Origin of the sequence: Nocardia sp. NPDC050799, from assembly GCF_040654015.1 — a bacterium.
In the GTDB taxonomy this organism is placed as follows: Bacteria; Actinomycetota; Actinomycetes; order Mycobacteriales; family Mycobacteriaceae; genus Nocardia.
Genome location: NZ_JBFAHF010000019.1, coordinates 78,694 through 97,364, shown reverse-complemented (window position 1 = coordinate 97,364; position 18,671 = coordinate 78,694). Strand labels below are relative to the sequence as shown.

General features: G+C 68.8%; 18 protein-coding genes. 8 read left to right on the top strand and 10 right to left on the bottom strand.

From position 1 onward, the window contains the following. Positions 1–23 precede the first annotated feature (23 nt). Positions 24–905, bottom strand: coding sequence for an A/G-specific adenine glycosylase (locus AB0H42_RS20790; RefSeq protein WP_357058119.1), 882 nt, complete (start codon positions 903–905; stop codon positions 24–26). Positions 906–1,066: 161 nt separating this feature from the next. Here AB0H42_RS20790 and AB0H42_RS20785 point away from each other — a divergent pair, with 161 nt between their 5' ends. Both AB0H42_RS20785 and AB0H42_RS20780 read left to right on the top strand, forming a co-directional pair. Then, entirely contained in the window at positions 1,067–1,690 is a 624-nt protein-coding gene (locus AB0H42_RS20785; RefSeq protein ID WP_357058050.1) for a carbonic anhydrase, read from the top strand. 77 nt (positions 1,691–1,767) lie between these two features. Beyond that, a complete protein-coding gene (locus AB0H42_RS20780; RefSeq protein WP_357058048.1) occupies positions 1,768–2,439 on the top strand; it encodes a hypothetical protein in 672 nt (223 codons plus the stop codon). Positions 2,440–2,445: 6 nt separating this feature from the next. Here AB0H42_RS20780 and radA read toward each other — a convergent pair whose 3' ends face one another. Both radA and AB0H42_RS20770 read right to left on the bottom strand, forming a co-directional pair. Further along, positions 2,446–3,816: a DNA repair protein RadA gene (gene radA / locus AB0H42_RS20775; protein ID WP_357058117.1), complete on the bottom strand. Its 1,371-nt coding sequence runs from the start codon at positions 3,814–3,816 to the stop codon at positions 2,446–2,448. A 212-nt stretch (positions 3,817–4,028) separates the two neighbouring features. Further along, complete coding sequence (locus AB0H42_RS20770; RefSeq protein WP_357058046.1) at positions 4,029–4,664, bottom strand: hypothetical protein; 636 nt, start codon at positions 4,662–4,664, stop codon at positions 4,029–4,031. A 481-nt stretch (positions 4,665–5,145) separates the two neighbouring features. On the opposite strand from AB0H42_RS20770, the gene carD reads away from it, so the two are divergent. From carD to AB0H42_RS20740, 6 genes are all read left to right on the top strand, one after another. Beyond that, positions 5,146–5,634: an RNA polymerase-binding transcription factor CarD gene (gene carD / locus AB0H42_RS20765; protein ID WP_011206964.1), complete on the top strand. Its 489-nt coding sequence runs from the start codon at positions 5,146–5,148 to the stop codon at positions 5,632–5,634. 2 nt (positions 5,635–5,636) lie between these two features. Further along, positions 5,637–6,350 carry a 2-C-methyl-D-erythritol 4-phosphate cytidylyltransferase gene (gene ispD, locus AB0H42_RS20760; RefSeq protein ID WP_357058044.1) on the top strand — a complete coding sequence of 238 codons (714 nt, stop codon included), beginning with the start codon at positions 5,637–5,639 and terminating at the stop codon, positions 6,348–6,350. 2 nt (positions 6,351–6,352) lie between these two features. Continuing rightward, on the top strand, positions 6,353–6,865 hold the full coding sequence (ispF, locus tag AB0H42_RS20755) for a 2-C-methyl-D-erythritol 2,4-cyclodiphosphate synthase (RefSeq protein ID WP_357058115.1): 513 nt from the start codon (positions 6,353–6,355) through the stop codon (positions 6,863–6,865). 249 nt (positions 6,866–7,114) lie between these two features. After that, positions 7,115–8,521 carry a cysteine--tRNA ligase gene (cysS, locus tag AB0H42_RS20750; protein ID WP_357058042.1) on the top strand — a complete coding sequence of 469 codons (1,407 nt, stop codon included), beginning with the start codon at positions 7,115–7,117 and terminating at the stop codon, positions 8,519–8,521. After that, positions 8,521–9,489, top strand: coding sequence for a 23S rRNA (guanosine(2251)-2'-O)-methyltransferase RlmB (rlmB, locus tag AB0H42_RS20745; RefSeq protein ID WP_357058040.1), 969 nt, complete (start codon positions 8,521–8,523; stop codon positions 9,487–9,489). Before cysS ends, rlmB begins: the two co-directional genes overlap by 1 nt. Before the next feature lie 158 nt (positions 9,490–9,647). Continuing rightward, entirely contained in the window at positions 9,648–9,923 is a 276-nt protein-coding gene (locus AB0H42_RS20740; protein WP_030524119.1) for a DUF4190 domain-containing protein, read from the top strand. A gap of 6 nt (positions 9,924–9,929) precedes the next feature. Here the strand turns inward: AB0H42_RS20740 and AB0H42_RS20735 are convergent, their stop codons facing one another. The 7 genes from AB0H42_RS20735 to kstR form a co-directional block, all read right to left on the bottom strand. Continuing rightward, on the bottom strand, positions 9,930–10,739 hold the full coding sequence (locus tag AB0H42_RS20735; RefSeq protein WP_357058038.1) for an enoyl-CoA hydratase/isomerase family protein: 810 nt from the start codon (positions 10,737–10,739) through the stop codon (positions 9,930–9,932). A gap of 141 nt (positions 10,740–10,880) precedes the next feature. Beyond that, positions 10,881–12,050, bottom strand: coding sequence for an acyl-CoA dehydrogenase (locus AB0H42_RS20730; RefSeq protein WP_357058036.1), 1,170 nt, complete (start codon positions 12,048–12,050; stop codon positions 10,881–10,883). 81 nt (positions 12,051–12,131) lie between these two features. Beyond that, complete coding sequence (locus tag AB0H42_RS20725; RefSeq protein ID WP_357058034.1) at positions 12,132–12,998, bottom strand: metal ABC transporter permease; 867 nt, start codon at positions 12,996–12,998, stop codon at positions 12,132–12,134. After that, positions 12,999–13,880 (bottom strand): ATP-binding cassette domain-containing protein, encoded by an 882-nt coding sequence (locus tag AB0H42_RS20720; protein ID WP_357058113.1) that lies wholly within the window; start codon positions 13,878–13,880, stop codon positions 12,999–13,001. It lies immediately after the preceding gene. A gap of 120 nt (positions 13,881–14,000) precedes the next feature. Next, on the bottom strand, positions 14,001–14,891 hold the full coding sequence (locus tag AB0H42_RS20715) for a zinc ABC transporter substrate-binding protein (protein WP_357058032.1): 891 nt from the start codon (positions 14,889–14,891) through the stop codon (positions 14,001–14,003). Between the two features lie 183 nt (positions 14,892–15,074). Further along, positions 15,075–17,627, bottom strand: coding sequence for a trehalose-phosphatase (otsB, locus tag AB0H42_RS20710; protein ID WP_357058031.1), 2,553 nt, complete (start codon positions 17,625–17,627; stop codon positions 15,075–15,077). A gap of 300 nt (positions 17,628–17,927) precedes the next feature. Beyond that, positions 17,928–18,572, bottom strand: a complete 645-nt coding sequence (kstR, locus tag AB0H42_RS20705) for a cholesterol catabolism transcriptional regulator KstR (RefSeq protein ID WP_030524112.1) — start codon at positions 18,570–18,572, stop codon at positions 17,928–17,930. Between the last annotated feature and the right edge of the window lie 99 nt (positions 18,573–18,671).

The following is an 18,671-nucleotide window of genomic DNA, read 5'->3' as shown; positions in this document are numbered from 1 at the left end:
GCAAGCCCGGTCGCGGGCGCGCTTCAGCCCTCGCCGGCCAGGGCGAACCGTCCGTCGTCGGTCTGTTCGATCAACCCGTCCACCAGCAGCGAATCCAGTGCGCGGGCGCGCTGGCCGGGGTCACGGGTCCAGGCGAGGTCCAGCCGGACGCGTTCCACCGGTGCGTGCGCGGCCCGCAACACGTCGAGCAGTCGCCCTCGCGCCTGCCGGTCGGTGCCCTCGTACTTCTGTGTCCGGCGCGTCGATTCGGCCACCGGCCGGCCCGCTGTGACCCACGCGCACCGCGGCAGCGGGCAGCGGGTGCAATCCGGGGTGCGCGCGGTACACACTGTCGCGCCGAGTTCCATCAGGGCCGCCGAGAACACGGCGGCCCGGTCGATCCGGCCGGGCAGCAGTGCCTCGGTCTCCCGTAGATCGCGCGCGGCCGGATTACCGGCCTCCCGTCCGTGCACGGCCCGTGCCACCACCCGGCGGACATTCGTGTCCACCACCGGAACTCGCTGCCCGTAGGCGAAACAGGCGACCGCCCGCGCCGTGTAGGCGCCGATCCCGGGCAGTCCGAGCAGCACCTCGACATCGTCGGGCACCTGGTCACCGTGCTCGGCGGCCAAGACCTGCGCGCATTCGTGCAGGCGCAGGGCACGGCGCGGGTAGCCGAGTTTGCCCCATGCCCGCAGCACCTCGCCCGCGCTCGCCGCCGCCATGGCCGAGGGCACCGGCCAGCGCCGCACCCATTCCCGCCAGATCGGCTCCACCCGCGACACCGGCGTCTGCTGCAGCATGATCTCGCTCATCAGGATCTGCCAGGCACTCACCCCGGGCCGCCGCCACGGCAGGTCCCGGGCCGTGCGGGCGTACCAGTCGATCAGGGTGTCGGAGTCGATCGCGCCGGGGTCGATCGACACGACACCGCGCCCGCCCGGACCCGGTTTCCCGATACCTGCGCTGCTCACCCGACCCGCTCCGTTCGCCTCACCGTGCAGTTTCCCCGGTTCGGCGTGGTTGGACGCCGCGCTGTAACGGGACGGAAGCAAGCGAGCACATCAAATCGTGCAGAATGGACACCATGCCTCAGTCCAACCCGGTAAGTGCCTGGAAGTCGCTGCGCGAAGGAAACGAGCGCTTCGTGAACGGCACGCTGCTGCATCCTAGCCAGGGAGCCGCCGATCGAGCCAAGCTCGTCGCCGGCCAGCATCCGACCGCCGTGCTGTTCGGCTGCGGAGATTCCCGAGTCGCCGCGGAACTGATCTTCGATCAGGGGCTCGGCGATATGTTCGTCGTGCGCACCGCGGGCCACGTCATCGACGCGGCGGTGCTCGGGTCGATCGAATACGGAGTCGGTGTGCTCGATGTACCGCTGATCGTGGTGCTCGGGCACGACAGCTGCGGTGCGGTCAAGGCGACCCTGGAGGCGCTGGACGGCGGCGAGGTGCCCGGCGGATTCATCCGCAGCATCGTCGAGAAGGTCACGCCGTCGATGCTGATCGGGCGCCGCGAGGGGCTCGAATCGGTGGACGAACTCGAAGCCCGCCACGTGGTGGAGACCAGCAGCCTGCTGATGGAGCGGTCGATGATCGTTTCCGAGCGGGTGGCGGCCGGTAAATGCGCGATCGCCTGCGTCACCTACAAACTGGTCGACGGCCGGGCGAAGCTACATCGCGTGGTCGGCAATATCGGGGAAACGGTCTGACCCGTGGCCGGCTGTCGGCGCCACCTTCGGGTGTGCCGTTGACGACCGCTGCCGCCCGCTGCGCTTACCGTTGACACGTGTTGGAACCGACAGGACCGTTACCGCCGGAGATCTACTGGCGGCGCCGTGTGTTCGCCGTCGGCGCGCTCGTGGTCGCGCTCGCGGTGGTGATCTGGCTGGCCGTCACCGTCTCCCGGGGCGGTGACGCGCCCGATGCCGCCGCGGCGGCATCGATCTCCGAGACCACCGAGCCCGGCCCCGGGCCGGCCGCGTCGTCCACCACCACGGCTACCGGCACGCGTACGTCCGGCACGGTATCCGGTACGCGCAGTACCGAACCCACCCCGGCGGCCTCGGGCCAATGTGCCGACCAGTCACTGGCCATCAAGGTATCGGTGGGGCAGCCCACCTACCAGGTGGGTGAGGAACCGGTATTCGGCATCGTGATCACCAATATCTCCGGTGCGCCGTGCACCCGGGACATGGGATCCGGGCTGCAGCGTGTCTCCGTGCACTCGCTCGACGGTGGGCGGCAACTATGGGCGAGCACGGATTGTTTTCCCGACGGCGATCCGGATGTGCGCACCCTCGACCGCGGTGAGCAGGCCGCGTTCACAGTGACCTGGACGGGCGCGACCTCGCAGCCGGAATGCGCGGGGGAGCGGGTGCAGGTACCCGCGGGCGCCTACAACGTGGTGGCGCAAATGGGTTCGGTGCGCAGCGCGCCCGAACCCTTCAATATCGCCTGAGCGGAGTCACTTCTTCGTCAGGCCGGCCAACCGCAGGGCGCCGCGCAGGCTGGAAGCCTCGTGCAGGGTCATCGGTGTGGCCTTACCGTCGGTGCCCGGCGGGACCACCGCGGTGGTGAACCCGAGTCGTTCGGCCTCGGCGAGCCGGCGGGTCACCGAGGTGATCCGCCGGACCTCCCCGGCCAGCCCCACTTCGCCGAGGATCACCCAACCGGGCGGCAGCGCCGTATCCCGGGCCGCGCTGGCGATGGCGAGCGCGACGGCGAGGTCCGCGGCGGGCTCGGTGAGCCGCATACCGCCGACGGTGGCCGCGTAGATGTCCTGTTTGCCGACATAGAGACCGCACCGGCTCTGCAGCACCGCCAGCACCATGGCCACCCGGTTGTAATCCAGTCCGCTGACGGCCCGCCGGGGCGCCGGCGCCTGCGTTTCCACCGTGAGCCCCTGTACCTCGCCCACCAGCGGTCGCTTCCCGTCCATCGCGACGGTGACCGCCGTACCCGGCACCGAATCCGCACGATGATGCAGAAACAGGCCGGAAGGGTCTGTCACACAAGCGATTCCGTCGTCATGAAGTTCGAAACAGCCCACCTCGTCCGCGCTGCCGAACCGGTTCTTGATTCCGCGCACCATCCGCAAGGTGGTGTTCTTGTCGCCCTCGAACTGCAACACCACATCGACCAGATGTTCCAGCGTGCGCGGACCGGCGACCGCGCCGTCCTTGGTGACATGTCCCACCAGCAGGACGGCGATACCGCTCGCCTTCGCCAGCGACGTCAGCGCCGCGGTCACCGCGCGTACCTGGGTGACACCGCCGATCACACCGTCGGTATCGGCGGCCAGCATCGTCTGTACCGAATCGACCACCAGCAGTGTTGGTTTCACCTGATCGACATGTCCGAGCACCACCGAGAGATCGGATTCGGCGGCCAGATACACCCGGTCGTGCACCGCACCCGTCCGGTCGGCACGTAAGCGCACCTGTCCCGCCGACTCCTCCGCGGTGACATAGAGCGCCCGCTCGTCGCGCTGCCGTGCCCAGCGATGCGCGACCTCGAGCAGCAATGTCGATTTGCCCACTCCCGGCTCACCGGACAGCAATACCACCGACCCCGCGACGATCCCGCCGCCCAGCACCCGGTCCAGCTCGGACACCCCCGTGGGCCGCGCCGTGGTCGTCTGCGAATCGATCCGGGAAATCGGCGCCGCGGCAGTAGTCGGGAGCATCGCCTTACGCCCCGGCCCCGCCGCCGCGGCCGCCACGGGCATCGCCTCGTCCACGGTCCCCCAGGACCCGCAACCGGGACACTTACCGACCCATTTGGCGACCTCGTGCGCGCACTCCGAACACCGATAGACGGCTCTGTTCTTGGTCACTGCCACAGCCGCACCCTACGCAGGTGCGCCGACAGTGTTTATTTGCGCGCCGAAGGCGGCGCTAAAAAACACAGCACCTCCACGAGCAAGCCCACACCTCCACCTTCGCGAATCGAGCTCGCCCCGTGGACGTGGAGCGTGCCTCCTCGATCGGTCGGTGCCGGAAGCCGAGGGCCTCGACCCCTGGAGGTCGGCATCGGCGGCCGGAAAACTCAGTGGCCGCCCGCCGTGCCCGTGGTGCTCTTGGAGAGTTCCGACTCGTGCCGAGAAGCTTCTACACCGGCGTCGACCGGGACCTGGACCACGACGTTCCCGTTGTTCTTGAAGTTGAAGGTGACGTCGTATGCGAGGCCCGGGATGATGTCCTTGGTGAGACCGGTGATCTCGATGCGGGCCGCTGTGGTCTCGCCGCCTTCGGTTTTGATCGTTTCGCCGCTGGTGTGGGTTTCCGCGCCGGCCTGCGGGGTGGAGACCACGACCGTCTCGGAGGGGGCGATCTCGAGCTTGTCGCCTTGGCTCGGGGTGATCTGGACGGTCCCGAGGTCGGTGGTGACGCCGGTGAGTTCGTCGGTGCCCACCGCGCCCGTGTTCACGATCGACAGCGCGAGTGCGGCCTTGCCGCCGGCGGTGTGGGTGGCGGTGCCGTTGCCGGGGAACACGATGTGCACGTTGCGCAGGGCGATATCGCCGGCGTTGGCCGTATTGCCGTTGATGGCGGCCGCCTGTACGGCGGTCTGGGAGATCTGGCCGGCGCCGCAGCCGGACAGGACGAGCGCCGCACCGGCGGCGAGCGCGGCGGCCGCCACCATGCGGCGCCGCCGGGTCGGGACCGGGCCAGCGGCAGTCACAGCAGTCAGGGCAGTCACGGGTTGTCCTCCATGTCCGAGTGGGCGCACTCCAACTAGGCACTGTAGTAGTTGGGTTCGGGCCTGGGGCGCACCGGGCGGTGTCAGGGGGGATTACATGGCGCGCGATGTGTGATTTGCCGCACGTCAGGGTGTGTCCGGTGGGTCGCGGATCATAGTCTCGGCACCGCCCCCGTGTGCGTCCTGGAACGGCTTACCGGCCGGGTGCCGCGTATATCCCGGCGCGTCGCGCTGACCGGTAACGATCGGGCTTTCGCGACCCGCTTGCGTGACCAAGCGGAGTGGGTTTTCATATGCCCTCGGAAGGCCCGTGCCCGACACCCGTTCGGGCACAACGTGATGCACACCAAACTCGTCCTGTCAAGCCCCAGTACCTGGTCGTTGTGGCCCTGACCTGCGCAGTTGATCGCGCCGTTATCGAGTCGCGTGTTAAACTGTGAACATCGAAAGGGGCACGGGACACATGATTTTTAAGGTCGGAGATACCGTCGTTTATCCCCATCATGGGGCGGCTTTGATCGAAGCTATCGAGACCCGCACCATCAAGGGTGAGCAGAAAGAGTATCTGGTCCTGAAGGTCGCACAGGGTGACCTCACTGTTCGGGTTCCCGCGGAAAACGCGGAATATGTCGGCGTCCGCGATGTAGTGGGCCAGGAAGGTCTGGATCGGGTCTTCCAGGTGCTGCGTGCGCCACATACGGAAGAGCCCACGAACTGGTCCCGCCGTTACAAGGCCAACCTCGAGAAGCTCGCCTCCGGCGATGTGAACAAGGTGGCCGAGGTCGTTCGCGACCTGTGGCGCCGGGAACAGGATCGTGGTCTGTCCGCGGGCGAGAAGCGGATGCTGGCCAAGGCTCGGCAGATCCTCGTCGGGGAGCTCGCGCTCGCCGAGGGCACCGATGACGGCAAGGCCGAGACGCTTCTCGACGAGGTTCTCGCCGCGGCTTCCTGATCGTGCACAAAACAGACGGTCCCGGCCGCGTCGCCGGTCCCGTCACCGCACTGGTTCCTGCCGCCGGTCGTGGCGTGCGCTTGGGTGCAGATGAACCCAAAGCGTTCGTCCCGATCGGCGGCACACCCATGCTCACACTGGCTGTGAACGGGCTGGTGGCTGCCGCGGTCGTCGACGAGATCATTGTGATGGTGCCCGCCGAACACGTCGACCGGACGGCAGCTCTCCTACCCTCCGATGCTCCGGTAAGGATCGTGGTCGGCGGAGCCGAGCGCACCGATTCGGTACGCGCCGGTCTCGCCGCTGCCGGTGATACGGCGTTCTTCCTGGTGCACGACGCGGCCCGCGCGCTCACTCCCCCCGCGCTGATCGCCCGGGTGGTGGACGAGCTGCGCGCCGGTCATTCCGCGGTAGTGCCCGCGCTGCCGGTGGTGGACACCGTGAAGACCGTCGATTCCGGCGGGAATGTCACCGGCACGCCGGATCGTGGCGCCTTGCGGGCCATTCAGACTCCGCAGGGGTTCGCCGCGGGGGCACTGCGTGCCGCGTACGCCGACGCGGGCTCGGCGACCGATGACGCCGGCCTGGTGGAGCGGCTGGGCGTCGGGGTGCGTACCGTCACCGGTGACCCGCTGGCCTTCAAGATCACCACCCCGTTCGACCTGCGCCTGGCCGAATCCCTGCTCACCGCGCGCCCGGCGGTGACGTCGTGCTGAACGTGCGAGTGGGGATCGGCACCGATGTGCATCCGATCGAACCGGGTCGTCCCTGCTGGATGGCCGGTTTGCTGTTCGACGGCGAGGACGGTTGCGCGGGACACTCCGACGGTGACGTCGCCGCGCACGCCCTCTGCGACGCCCTGTTGTCCGCGGCGGGCCTGGGGGATGTGGGCTCGGTCTTCGGCACCGGCCGGCCGGAATGGGCCGGGGTTTCCGGGGCCGCCATGCTGAAGGAAGTGCGGCGACTGCTCGACGACGCCGCATACGAGGTCGTCAACGCCGCCGTTCAGGTGATCGGTAACCGACCGCGGATCGGTCCGCGCCGCGCCGAGGCCCAGCAGGTGCTGGGCGATCTGCTGGACGCGCCCGTATCGGTTTCCGGCACGACCAGTGACGGCCTGGGCCTCACCGGGCGTGGTGAGGGGATCGCCGCGGTCGCCACCGCGCTGCTGCACTGTCCGGGGCGGCCGAGTGGACAGCCCGGAGACGGTGGCGAGGTGCGACCGGCATAGGGCCCGCGAGGCCGCCCGCTCAGTTCTGTGGCCCGGCGCCGGGGCCGAGCCGGTCTCTCCGGTGATCGGTTCGAGCCGGTGAGCCGCTCACCGCGACAACTGCCGACCGTGAACCCGCGGTAGTGGAATACCGAAGTTCCCACGCGCGGCCGAGCCGACTGCCGGTGCACCCGGCCGCACCGCTACCCTGCCCATATCCCCCTGCACCAATTCCGAGTGCAATCCATAAACGAAACTAGGATCGACGCCGTGACGCTGCGCCTGTTCGACACCGAGAAACGGACCCTGCGTGATTTCACGCCGCTGGTACCCGGCCACGCCTCGGTGTACCTGTGTGGGGCGACCGTGCAGGGGCTACCCCATATCGGTCATGTACGCAGCGGGGTCGCCTTCGACATTCTGCGCCGGTGGCTGACGGCCAACGGTTCGGATGTGGCGTTCATCCGCAATGTCACCGATATCGAGGACAAGATCCTCACCAAGGCGGCCGCGGCCGGCCGGCCCTGGTGGGAATGGGCGGCAACGCACGAGCGCGCCTTCGACCAGGCCTATCGGCAACTCGGTGTGCTGCCGCCGTCCGCCGAACCGCGCGCGACCGGCCATATCACCCAGATGGTCGAATTGATGCAGCGTCTGATCGAGCGGGGGCACGCCTACGCCTCCGAGGGCAATGTGTATTTCGATGTCCGGAGCTACCCGGATTACGGGCATCTGTCCGGGCACCGGCTCGAAGATGTGCATCAGGGCGAGAGCGCCGGCCTCGGTAAACGCGATCCTCGTGATTTCACGCTGTGGAAGGCCGCCAAACCGGGAGAGCCGACCTGGCCCTCGCCCTGGGGCCCCGGGCGGCCCGGCTGGCATCTGGAGTGCTCGGCCATGGCCGAGTTCTATCTGGGGCCGGAATTCGATATCCATTGCGGTGGAATGGACCTGGTCTTCCCGCACCACGAGAACGAAATCGCGCAGTCCAAGGCGGCCGGGGACGGTTTCGCCCGGTACTGGTTGCACAACGGCTGGGTCACCATGGGCGGCGAGAAGATGTCGAAATCGCTCGGCAATGTGCTGTCCATTCCGAATGTGCTGAAATCGGTGCGCGCGGTGGAATTACGCTTCTACCTGGGCAGTGCGCACTACCGGTCGATGCTGGAATATTCGGACAAGGCGTTGCACGATGCCGCCCAGTCCTATCAGCGGATCGAAGCGTTCGTGCAGCGAGTGGCCGAACGCGGCGGGGATATTCCGATGAGTAAATGGACCGACGGATTCGCCGCCGCGCTCGACGACGATCTCGGCGTGCCGAAGGCGCTCGCCGAGATCCACCACGGCGTGCACGAAGGCAACCGCGCCCTCGACGCCGGCGTGCTCGACACCGCCCGGGAACACGCCGGGCAGATCCGGGCCATGCTCGATGTCCTGGGCGTGGACCCCCTCGACCCGCACTGGCACAGCGCTGCCGATCATTCGGCCGCCGACGCCGCCCTCGACGTGCTGGTGGGCGCCGAACTGGAACGGCGGCAGCAGGCCCGGGCGGCCAAGGATTGGGCGACCGCCGATGCGGTCCGCGATCGGCTGCAGGCGGCCGGAATCGAAGTAACCGATACACCCAACGGTGCCGAATGGTCGCTGGGCGCACCTACCCCTGGAAAGGCGGGCTGATGGCCGGCAACTCACAACGTCGCGGTGCGATTCGTAAAGGTGGCACCAAGAAGGGTGCCGTGGTCGGGTCCGGCGGCCAGCGGCGTCGCGGGCTGGAGGGCCGCGGGCCGACGCCACCGGCCGAACAGCGCACCAAACATCCGGCGGCACGTCGCTCGGCGGCGAAAGCCAAAGCCGCGCAGAACAATCCGCCCGGTCGCGGGCGTCCGGCCGGTCGGCGCAGCGAGGACGGCCCCGAGCTGGTGCTGGGCCGCAATCCCGTGGTGGAGTGTCTGCGGGCCGGGGTTCCGGCCAGCGCCCTGTACGTGGCGGTGGGTACCGAGAACGACGAGCGGCTCACCGAGAGCGTCCGCCTCGCCGCCGATACCGGTATCTCCATTCTCGAGGTGCCGCGGACCGATCTGGACCGGATGAGCTCCAACGGGCTGCACCAGGGCCTGGCGCTGCAGGTGCCGCCCTACCGGTACGCCCACCCCGACGACCTGCTGGCCCGGGCCAGGGAATCCGCCGAACCGGCACTGCTGGTGGCGCTGGACAATATCTCCGATCCGCGCAACCTCGGCGCCGTCGTCCGCTCGGTCGCCGCTTTCGGCGGTCACGGTGTGGTGATCCCGCAGCGCCGCAGCGCCAGCGTGACCGCGGTCGCGTGGCGCACCAGCGCCGGCGCCGCGGCCCGGCTTCCGGTCGCCCGTGCCACCAATCTCACCCGCACGCTGAAGGATTGGGCCACCACCGGTGTTCAGATCGTGGGCCTGGACGCCGGCGGCGATCTGTCCCTGGACGATTTCGACGCCACCGCCCCGACGGTGATCGTCGTCGGCTCGGAAGGCAAGGGGCTGTCGCGGCTGGTCCGTGAGACCTGTGACTCGGTCCTGAGCATCCCGATGGCGGGCCCGGTGGAATCGCTGAACGCTTCCGTCGCCGCGGGTGTTGTACTGGCCGAAACCGCCCGGCAGCGCCGCGCCTGAACGTCCGATCACGGCGTCTCGTCCGCCCCGGTCGACGGGTCGGCAGGCCGCTGCCGCGGCGCGGTGATCGGGCGTGTCGAGGATGTCAGCGGCCGGTTCGGGAGTGAATCCGCCGCGCCCGGACCGCAAATCCGGCACCGCACCGTAGAATTCGTCATGTGGTGATACCCAACGCGCCCATCGGTAAGCCGGTAGAGCACCCGCATGCGACAGCGGTGCTGTTCCTCGGTGCGCTCAGCGTGCTGTGTTGCGGGCTGACCGGACCGGTGGCCTGGGCGATGGGTAAACGCGCACTCGATCAGATCGAGGAGTCCGGCGGCGCCTACGGTGGCCACACACAGGTTGTCGTCGGATTCATCCTGGGCGTCATCGGCACCATCCTCATGGTCGTGATGGCGGTGCTGTTCCTGGTGGTGCTGCTCGGCGGCGGCTGAGCGGCGTCAGTCCAGGCTCTGCTGCCCGGACCATTTCGTTCGCGCCCAGCTCGGCCATTCGTCATTGATCGAGCCGGACCACGAGGGCTGGCGGCGCTCCCGGAAGGCCACCATCGCCTCTCCGGCATCCCGGCCCTCGGCGATGTGCTCGTTCAGATCGGCTTCGAGCCGCGCAACCACGTCGGGTTCCAGTCCGACCCCCTCCCACAGCAGCCGTTTGGACAGCGCGGCGCTCAACGGGGCCGAGCCGCCCGCGATATCGTGGGCCACCGCCATCGCGGTCGGCACCACCTCCGCCGCCGGCAGGCAGGCATTGGCCAAGCCCATGGCCCGGGCTTCCGCCCCGTCGAAGGTACGGCCGGTGAGCAGGATATCGGCGGCATTGGCCAGCCCCACCAGCCGCGGCAGCGTCCAGTGCACATAGCCGTCGGCGAGCACCCCGCGCCGGACCTGGCTGAGCGCGTAGACCGCGTCGTCGGCCAGGTAGCGCAGATCGCACTGCAGGGCCAGCGCCAGCCCCGCACCCACCGCATGCCCGTTTACCGCCGCGATCACCGGCTTGCGCACCCGGAACGGCGGCGGGTCGATACTCGCGCTCACCTCGCCCACCCGGTCCGACAGATCGGCGCCGGCGCAGAAAGCGGGCGGGGTGCCGGTGATCACCACGACCCGGATGGCGTCGTCCGCGTCACACCGTTTCAGCGCGGCTCCCAGCGCCTCGGTCATCGCAGGATTGAAGGCGTTCTGTTTCGCCGGCCGATTCAACGTCAGGACGGCGATGCCCGTTGAGACATCGACGAGCAATTCCGAACTCATGGCCTGGATGGTAGCTGTGTTCAGGGCGCTCCGGGGCGCGCGGGGTTGAGCTTGCGGGCTGGTCCGCAAAGGTGAGATATGTGGGCTTGCTCAACCGGCGCGCCGAAAACACAGCACCCCCACGAGCAAGGCGCGCCGAGATTACCGCAGTACTTTGCGGCCGATGGCGTATTTGTGGACCTCGGTGGGGCCGTCGTAGAGGCGGAAGGGGCGCATATCGCGGAAGATCATCTCGACCACCGTTTCGTCGCTGACACCGATACCGCCCAGGATCTGGACGCAGCGGTCGGCGACCTTGAACAGTTCCTCGGAGACGAACGATTTCGCCATCGAGCTCTCGTGACGGGCCTTCTCGCCCTGGTCCATGAGCCAGCAGGTGTGCCAGATGGTCAGCCGGCACTGGTGCAGCGCGATCTCGTTGTCGGCGATCATGAACGAGACGCCCTGGTGTTCGCCGAGGGTCTTGCCGAAGGCGGTGCGGGTTTTGGCGTGGTCGATGGCGATGCTCTGGGCGCGTTCGGCGGCGCCGAGCCAGCGCATGCAGTGGGTGAGGCGGGCGGGGGCCAGGCGCAGCTGGGCGTAGCGCAGTGCCTGGCCTGCTTCGCCGAGCAGTGCCGACTTCGGGAGGGCGAGGTTGTCGAAGCGGACCACGCAGTGCCCGGCCACGTAGTTGCGGTCCATGGTGTTCATGGTGCGTTCGATGACGATGCCCGGCCGGTCGTCGTCGGTGAGGAAGAGGGTGGGGCCGGCGGGGAGGTGGGGGTTATCGCCGAGCAGCGCCATGATGATCCAGGTCTTGGCGCCGTTGGCACCGGTGATCAGCCATTTGCGGCCTTCGATGACGAAGTTCTCGCCGTCGAAGGTGGCGGTGGTGGCGAGCTGGCCGGGGTCGGAGCCGGCGCCGTCGGGTTCGGTCATGGCGAATACCGAGCGCTGATGCCCGTCGATGACCGGCCGGAGGTAGCGCTCGGTCTGCGCGGGGTTCGCGATCTTGGAGAGCAAGAACATATTGCCCTCGTCCGGAGCGGCACAGTTCATGGCGACCGGGCCCAGCGTCGACCAACCGGCGGCTTCGTAGAGCACGGCCTGCTCCACGTGGGTGAGGCCGCGGCCACCGAGTGCGGTGGGGGCCTGGATGGTCAGCAGTTTCTCGGCGCGGGCGAGTTCCACGAGTTCCTGGCGGAGTTCGTCGGTGGGGCCGTGGGAGGTGAGTCGCGGGTCGCGCTCGTAGGGCACGATCTTGTCTGCGACGAATGCGCGGACCCGGTCACGTTCGGCGGCGAGCTCGGCGGGAATCGTGAAGTCGATCATGTGGTCACCTTCGTCCGGGGGCGTTGAGGACGAGCATACGAAACTTTGCCGCCCGGACTGAAGGCACCTGCCCGCAGGTATTCAGCGGACCCGGGCGACCTGCCGCTGCCGTGCCCCGATCACCCGGCAGACCAGGTAGATCACGAACGAGATCGTGGTGACGAAGGTCGAGACCGGCGCCCCCGGCGCCAGCGACAGCAGGATGCCGCCCACCGCGGCGATCTCGGCGAAGATCACCGCAAGCACGGTGGCGCGCACCGGGTCGGCGGTCAGCTGCGCGGCCGCGGCCGCCGGGGTGATCAGCAGTGCGAGCACCAGGAGGGCGCCGACGATCTGGACACCGAAGGCCGCCGTGATCCCGAGCATCACCGCGAACAGGATGGACAGCGCCCGCACCGGCACACCCCGGGCCACCGCGACCTCCGGATCGGTGCTGGCGAACAGCAGCGGGCGGTAGACCACGGCCAGTACGGCGAGCACCGCGGCGGTGCAGGTGGCCAGTAGCGTCAGCCCACCGAAACCGACGCTCACGACCTGCCCGGTCAGCAGCGAGAATTTCGACCCCGCGCGTTCGGGACCGAGCCACAGGAACAGCACCGACAGGCCGAGCCCGAACGACAGCACCACCGCGATCACCGAATCGCGCTCTCTGGCCCGGGTGCCGAGCACCCCGAACAGCACGGCCGCCACCACCGAACCCACGATCGCCCCGAGCCCGACGCCCGCGCCGACCAGCAGCGCGGCGGCCGCACCGGTCAGCGAGAGCTCGCTGGTGCCGTGTACCGCGAACGACATCTGCCGGCTGATGATCAGCGGGCCGATCACCCCGGCGAGCAGCCCGAGCAGGGCCGCCGCGACAACGGCCTGCTGGACGAAGTCGTAGCCGAGCAGGTGCGCGGTGGTCTGGATGTCGAAGATCTCGCCCAGTACCTCGGAGAGCTTGTCCATCTATCCGTTCGCCTGTCCCGATCGCTGGGTGAGTTCGGCCAAGGGGTCACCGGAGTGCGGGGTCCCCGGCTCACCGTGGCAGTGGGCGCCGGCGGTGCCGAGGGCGTCCATGGTGTCGCCGGTGCCGACCACCACCAGCCTGCCCCGGACGTGCAGCACGTCGACCTCGGTCTGGTACAGCTCCGAGAGCACCGCGGAGGTCATGACCTCGTCCGGGGTGCCGATCCGGAACTTCCCGCCGACCAGGTAGAGGACGCGGTCCACCAGCGGCAGGATCGGGTTGATCTCGTGGGTGACGAACAGTACCGATGTGCCGTGGCGGCGGCGCCGGGCGTCGATCAGCCCGGAGACCAGCTGCTGGCTGGCCAGGTCGAGGCTCAGCAATGGTTCGTCGCAGAGCAGTACCGCGGGATCGCCGACCAGCGCCTGCGCCACCCGCAATCGCTGCTGTTCGCCACCGGACATGCTTTCCAGCGGGGCCTTGGCGAACCTCTCCGCACCGACATCGGCGATCGCGGCGGCGACCTTGCGCCGGCGCTCGGCGCGCGCTCGCAGGCCCAGCCCCCAGCGGTGTCCGTCCACGCCGAGACCGACCAGATCGACACCGCGTAACTGCACGCCCGCGTCGATGGTGCGCTGCTGCGGTATGTAACCGATATCCGGGTGGCCCGCGCGCGGCGCGGCACCGGCGATCCGGGCACTGCCCGAACTCAGGGCGAGCTGGCCGAGCAGGACCCGGAGTAGGGACGTCTTTCCGGAGCCGTTGGGTCCGAGCACCGCGATGAACTCACCCCGGGCGACGCTGAGGTCCAGTTCCCGCCACAGGACGCGGTCGCCGAACGCCAGGGTGGCCGATTCGAGCCGGACGGCGGGTTCCGGCATGGGCGGAGTGGAGTCGTCGGAGCGCTCGGCCGCGACGCTGCCGTCACCGGCCGTCGTGGCGCGGTGCGTCGTCGAGGCGATATCGCTGCTCATATCGATCCATCCGTTCCTCGGGTGCCGTCAGCCGATGGAGTCGGCCAGCGCCTGGGCGTTCTGCGTCTGCCACGTTACGAAATCCATTCCGGACGGCAGGGTTTCGGTCACCTCTACCACCGGAATACCAGCGGCGACGGCGGCATCGCGCAGATCCCGGCCCACTTTGTCCTCGGTCTGCACGTTGTAGACCAGGACCGCGACCTGCTTGCCGGTGATCAGATCGCGGGTGGCGGCGACCGCGGCGGGCGACGGATCGGTCTCCTGCTCGATCGCCTCCTGGTAGTCCCGAGGCGTCCGGTCGACGGTACCGGCATCCTGCAGTAGGTAGTACGCCAGCGGTTCGGTCTGCAGGACCGGGATACCGGGGCGGTCGGCGGCGATCGCGTCGGTACTCGCGCCGACCTGTGCCAGTCGGTCGGCGAACTGCGCCGCCCGGTCGGTGTAGGCCTGGGCGTGCGCGGGATCGATCTCGGCGAGCCGGTCGCCGATCTGCCCGGCGACCAGGGCGACGGTTTCCATGTCGTACCAGACGTGCTCGTTCGAATCGTCCCGGATCGCCTCGTCCCGGGCCGCGACCGCCTCGACGGTGCGCTTGCCGCGGCCCTCGATCGCCTTCGCGACGAACTCGTCGTAGTGGCCACCGTTGTACACGACCAGATCGGCATCGCTGAGCTGCGCGGATTCCGATGCCGAGGTCTCGTGGGAATGCGGGTCGACGGAGGGGTCGGAGATGATCGCGGAGACGTCGGCATCGGGCCCCGCGACGGTGCTCGCGATATCGGCCCAGACATTGGTCGAAGCGACCACCGACGGTTTGCCGGAATCGGAGCCGGCCCCGCCGCAGGCGGTGAGTGCCGCGGCCGCCGCCACCCCCACGGCGATGATCAGAGCGCTACGGGCATAGTGAGGTGACACGGCAAATACCTACCAGGGTTAATGGAAATCGTTTCCGTTTTACTTTAGCAGCCCTGGTGGGAGGCTCTGAACCGACCGCCCAGTTCTAACAGCATGTTCGCCCCGCTCAACCAACCCAGCACCCATGAAAACGGCGGACCGCAACCCACGGCCCGCCGTCCTCGCTCACCCTGGCGATGAACCCTATTTCCCCAGCAGCTGCGCGCAGCGCAGCAGGCCCAGGTGGCTGTATGCCTGGGGATGGTTGCCCAGGGACCGTTCGGCGACCGGGTCGTATTCCTCGCTGAGCAGCCCGGTGGGCCCGGCCACATCCACCAGCTGCGCGAACAGCGCTTCGGCGTCGGACCGTTTGCCGATCAGCAGGTACGCCTCCACCAGCCAGGCGGCGCACAGATGGAACCCACCTTCGCCGCCGGGCAGGCCGTCGTCGTGGTGGTAGCGGTACACCGTGGATCCGCTGCGCAGTTCGGCTTCGGTGGCCACCACCGTCGCGGCGAACCGCGGGTCACCGGGATCGATCAGGCCGCTGAGTCCGATGTGCAGGGTCGCCGCGTCGAGGTCGATGCCGTCGTAGGCGGCGGTGTAGGACTGGACTTCGTCGTTCCAGCCCTTGGCCTTGACCTCCGCGGCGATGGTGTCGCGCAGCGGCGCCCAGTCGCTGTCCACGGGGCGGTCGAACTTCTCCGCCAGAGTCAGCGCCCGGTCGATCGTGAGCCAGCCCATCACCTTCGAGTAGACGTGGTGGCGGGGGTTGCCGCGGATTTCCCAGATGCCGTGGTCGGGTTCGGTCCAGCGGCGCTGTACCGCCGAGACCATGGCATGCACGAGTTCCCAGTCGGCGTCGGGCAGCACCTTGCGCGGATCGGTGGTGCCCTGCTTCTCCCGGGCGTGGGCCAGACTGGTGATGAGGTCCACGATCGGGCCGAAGACGTCCAGCTGGACCTGCATATTGGCCGCGTTGCCGACCCGCACCGGCCGCGAGCCGGCGTAGCCGGGCAGCTGGTCGATCACGGCCTCCGGTGGCAGGGTTTCGCCGTAGATGGTGTACAGCGGGTGCAGGCGTTCGGGGCCGGGCAGGGTTTCCAGCACCCGGTGCACCCATTCCAGATACTGTTCGGCCTCACCCAGGGAACCCAGCGAGACCAGGGCGCTGGCGGTGAGCGCGGCATCGCGCAGCCAGCAGTAGCGGTAGTCCCAGTTGCGGACGCCGCCGATATCCTCCGGCAGCGAGGTGGTGGCCGCGGCCAGGATCGATCCGGACGGCGCGTGCACCAGCCCGCGCAGGGTGAGCGCGGACCGTTTCATCAGGTCGGGCTTGAGGGCGGGCAGGTCGAGGGTCGCCGCCCATTCTTTCCAGTACAGTTCGGCGATCCGGCGCCGTTCGTCCTCACCGGTGGCGGCGGGCGTCAGATCGTGTGTGCCGCAACGCAGTTCCAGCACGATCGGGCCGTCGGACGGATCCACGACCGCGGTGGCCGAATCGTGGGCGCCGTCGCTTTGGATCTGCCACTGCACCCCGGGGGCGCGCAGCACGACCGGATCGTTGGTGCCCCAGACCCGCAGGCCGTCGGTTTCCACCTGGATGGACACCGGAACCTGGCCGAATTCCGGGCGCGGGGCGAAGGTGATCTCGGCGGGAGCCGTGCCGGTGATCACCCGGGTGAGATCGGTGCGGTCGGGGTCCACGTCATGCGGAAGATAGTCGGTGACCTGCAGTTTCGCCCAGCGGGTCTCGACGGTCATGGTGCCGTCGACATACCGCTGGGACAGGGGCAGGCCCGGCCGCTGCGGGGTGATGGAGAAATGCCCGGCGTCCATACCACCCAGCAGGTGGGCGAAGACGGCGGCCGAGTCCGGTTCCGGGTGGCAGAACCAGGTGACGGTGGCATCGGGGGTGACCAGCGCGACCGAACGCGGACTGGCCATCATGGTCAGCCGTTCGATTCGGGGCGCGCTGGCGCCGGCCAGCCAGGTGCGGCGTTCCTCGAGCAGGAAGGCCAGCGCGTGCGAGACCGCCTCGGTGCTGTCGACCCGGTATTTGGCCAGCGATTCGCCTTCGCCGACCTTGATACCGATATCGGGCCCGGTCAGCGCGCGGAACGCTTTCTCGTCGGTGACGTCGTCGCCGAAGAACACGGCCGCCGACGCGCTCTCCTGATGGCGGACCGTGCTGAGGGCCGAACCCTTGTCGGTCGGCACCACGGCCAGTTCGATCACGGCTTTGCCCTCGGTGACCTGCACGCCGACCCAGCAGGCCGGGCCCTGGCGGGCCTGGCCGAGGGCGCGGCGGCCGATCTCGGGGGTGGCGTTGCGCACGTGTAGCGCGACGCTGGCGGGTTTGGTCTCCACCGTCACGCCCGAATGGTCCGCGGCGATCTTGTTGAGGGCGGTCACCACTTCCCGTAGCAACTGCCTGGCGTCACTGTCGATGGCGTGCACGAAACCCACGTCGAATTCCGAGCCGTGGCTGCCGATCAGCTGCACCTCGACCGGTAGCCGGGAGAGTGCGGCGAGGTCACGCAGCGCTCTGCCGGATATGACCGCGGCCGTGGTGCCGGACAAACCGGCCAGCGCGCGTAATGCCCGCACGGATTCCCCGTGCGGGTACGCCTTGGCCGGATCGGAGACGATGGGAGCAAGTGTCCCGTCGTAGTCCGATGCGACGAGCAGCCGAGGGACGCGCGCGACCGTCGACAGCGCTCGGCGGAGTTCCAGTGGCAGATCCTGTGCGCTCACACATCCAACCTATTGATCGGAGTTTTCGTTAAGAGGGGGCGCGCATGACAATACTGTGTCACGTCCGCTGATCCGATTCGGCGGGAAGTGTGGGCGGGTGCCCCCCGCTCGACGTGCGGATGAAGGTGCGCCCGGCGTCGGCCGGCGCGGAATCCACGGGCCGAGCTCACCGTCGCCGGAGGCGGATTGCGAGATTTTTCCGGCTTGCGCGACACTGCAGCGAACGCCTGGATATCGCCGTGCCGCACCGGTGTCGGCGAGCCACCGGGGGCCCGGTCACCGGGTGCGGCGGTGCAGGCTTCAGGAGCGTTGACCGAGCAGGAGATCGACGGTCAGCTCGAGCCGTTCGGAGACATCGGTCGCGGAGGCGCGGCGGGTGAGCCAGGCGACCAGATTCGACAGCCACACATCGCTGATGACCCGGGCGATGGCGAGCTGGCGATCGGTGGGTTCGCCGTCGTTCATGGCCCGGGCGAACACCCGGTCCATCACCTTGCCGACCCGGTCCACCTCGGCGGCGGCCGAGGCGTCGGCGAACATGAACGCGCGGGTCATGGCCTCGGTGAGCAACGGGTCGCGCTGCATCATCCGGGTGATCTGGGAGAGCAGCGCGTGCATCCGCTCCTCCGGCGATTGACCCGCCAGCGGTTTGCGTTTGCCCTCGAACTGCTCGAACTCCCGGGCCAGCGCCGAGACCAGCAGGTGCACCTTGGACGGGAAATACCGGTACAGGGTGCCGACCGCGACATCGGCGCGTTCGGCGACCGCGCGCATCTGCACCGCGTCGTAGCCGCCTTTGGAGGCGAGCGCGAGGGTGGCGTCCAGGATCCGCTTGCGGCGTTCCCGCTGCGCGGCCGAGCTCAGTTCGTCCTCCCGCAGCGTGGTGACGGGGGCGGCTGTCGCCGCACCCGGGTCGCCGGGCTGGGAACGGGAGGGGCTGGCCATGGAGTGGACTTCCTTTCCGTGACGTGTCGCGGACGTCAGCGCGTGCGGCGATGCGGTAGGCGCGTCTCTTGACTTCCGCCCGCCGTGGATATTAGAACA

Excerpts from the sequence above, each read along its gene's own strand:
- carD (WP_011206964.1), top strand. The coding sequence starts at position 5,146 with ATGATTTTTAAGGTCGGAGATACCGTCGTTTATCCCCATCATGGGGCG.
- AB0H42_RS20735 (WP_357058038.1), bottom strand. The coding sequence starts at position 10,739 with ATGAGTTCGGAATTGCTCGTCGATGTCTCAACGGGCATCGCCGTCCTG.
- AB0H42_RS20785 (WP_357058050.1), top strand. The coding sequence starts at position 1,067 with ATGCCTCAGTCCAACCCGGTAAGTGCCTGGAAGTCGCTGCGCGAAGGA.
- AB0H42_RS20720 (WP_357058113.1), bottom strand. The coding sequence starts at position 13,880 with ATGCCGGAACCCGCCGTCCGGCTCGAATCGGCCACCCTGGCGTTCGGC.
- rlmB (WP_357058040.1), top strand. The coding sequence starts at position 8,521 with ATGGCCGGCAACTCACAACGTCGCGGTGCGATTCGTAAAGGTGGCACC.
- AB0H42_RS20725 (WP_357058034.1), bottom strand. The coding sequence starts at position 12,998 with ATGGACAAGCTCTCCGAGGTACTGGGCGAGATCTTCGACATCCAGACC.
- kstR (WP_030524112.1), bottom strand. The coding sequence starts at position 18,572 with ATGGCCAGCCCCTCCCGTTCCCAGCCCGGCGACCCGGGTGCGGCGACA.
- AB0H42_RS20730 (WP_357058036.1), bottom strand. The coding sequence starts at position 12,050 with ATGATCGACTTCACGATTCCCGCCGAGCTCGCCGCCGAACGTGACCGG.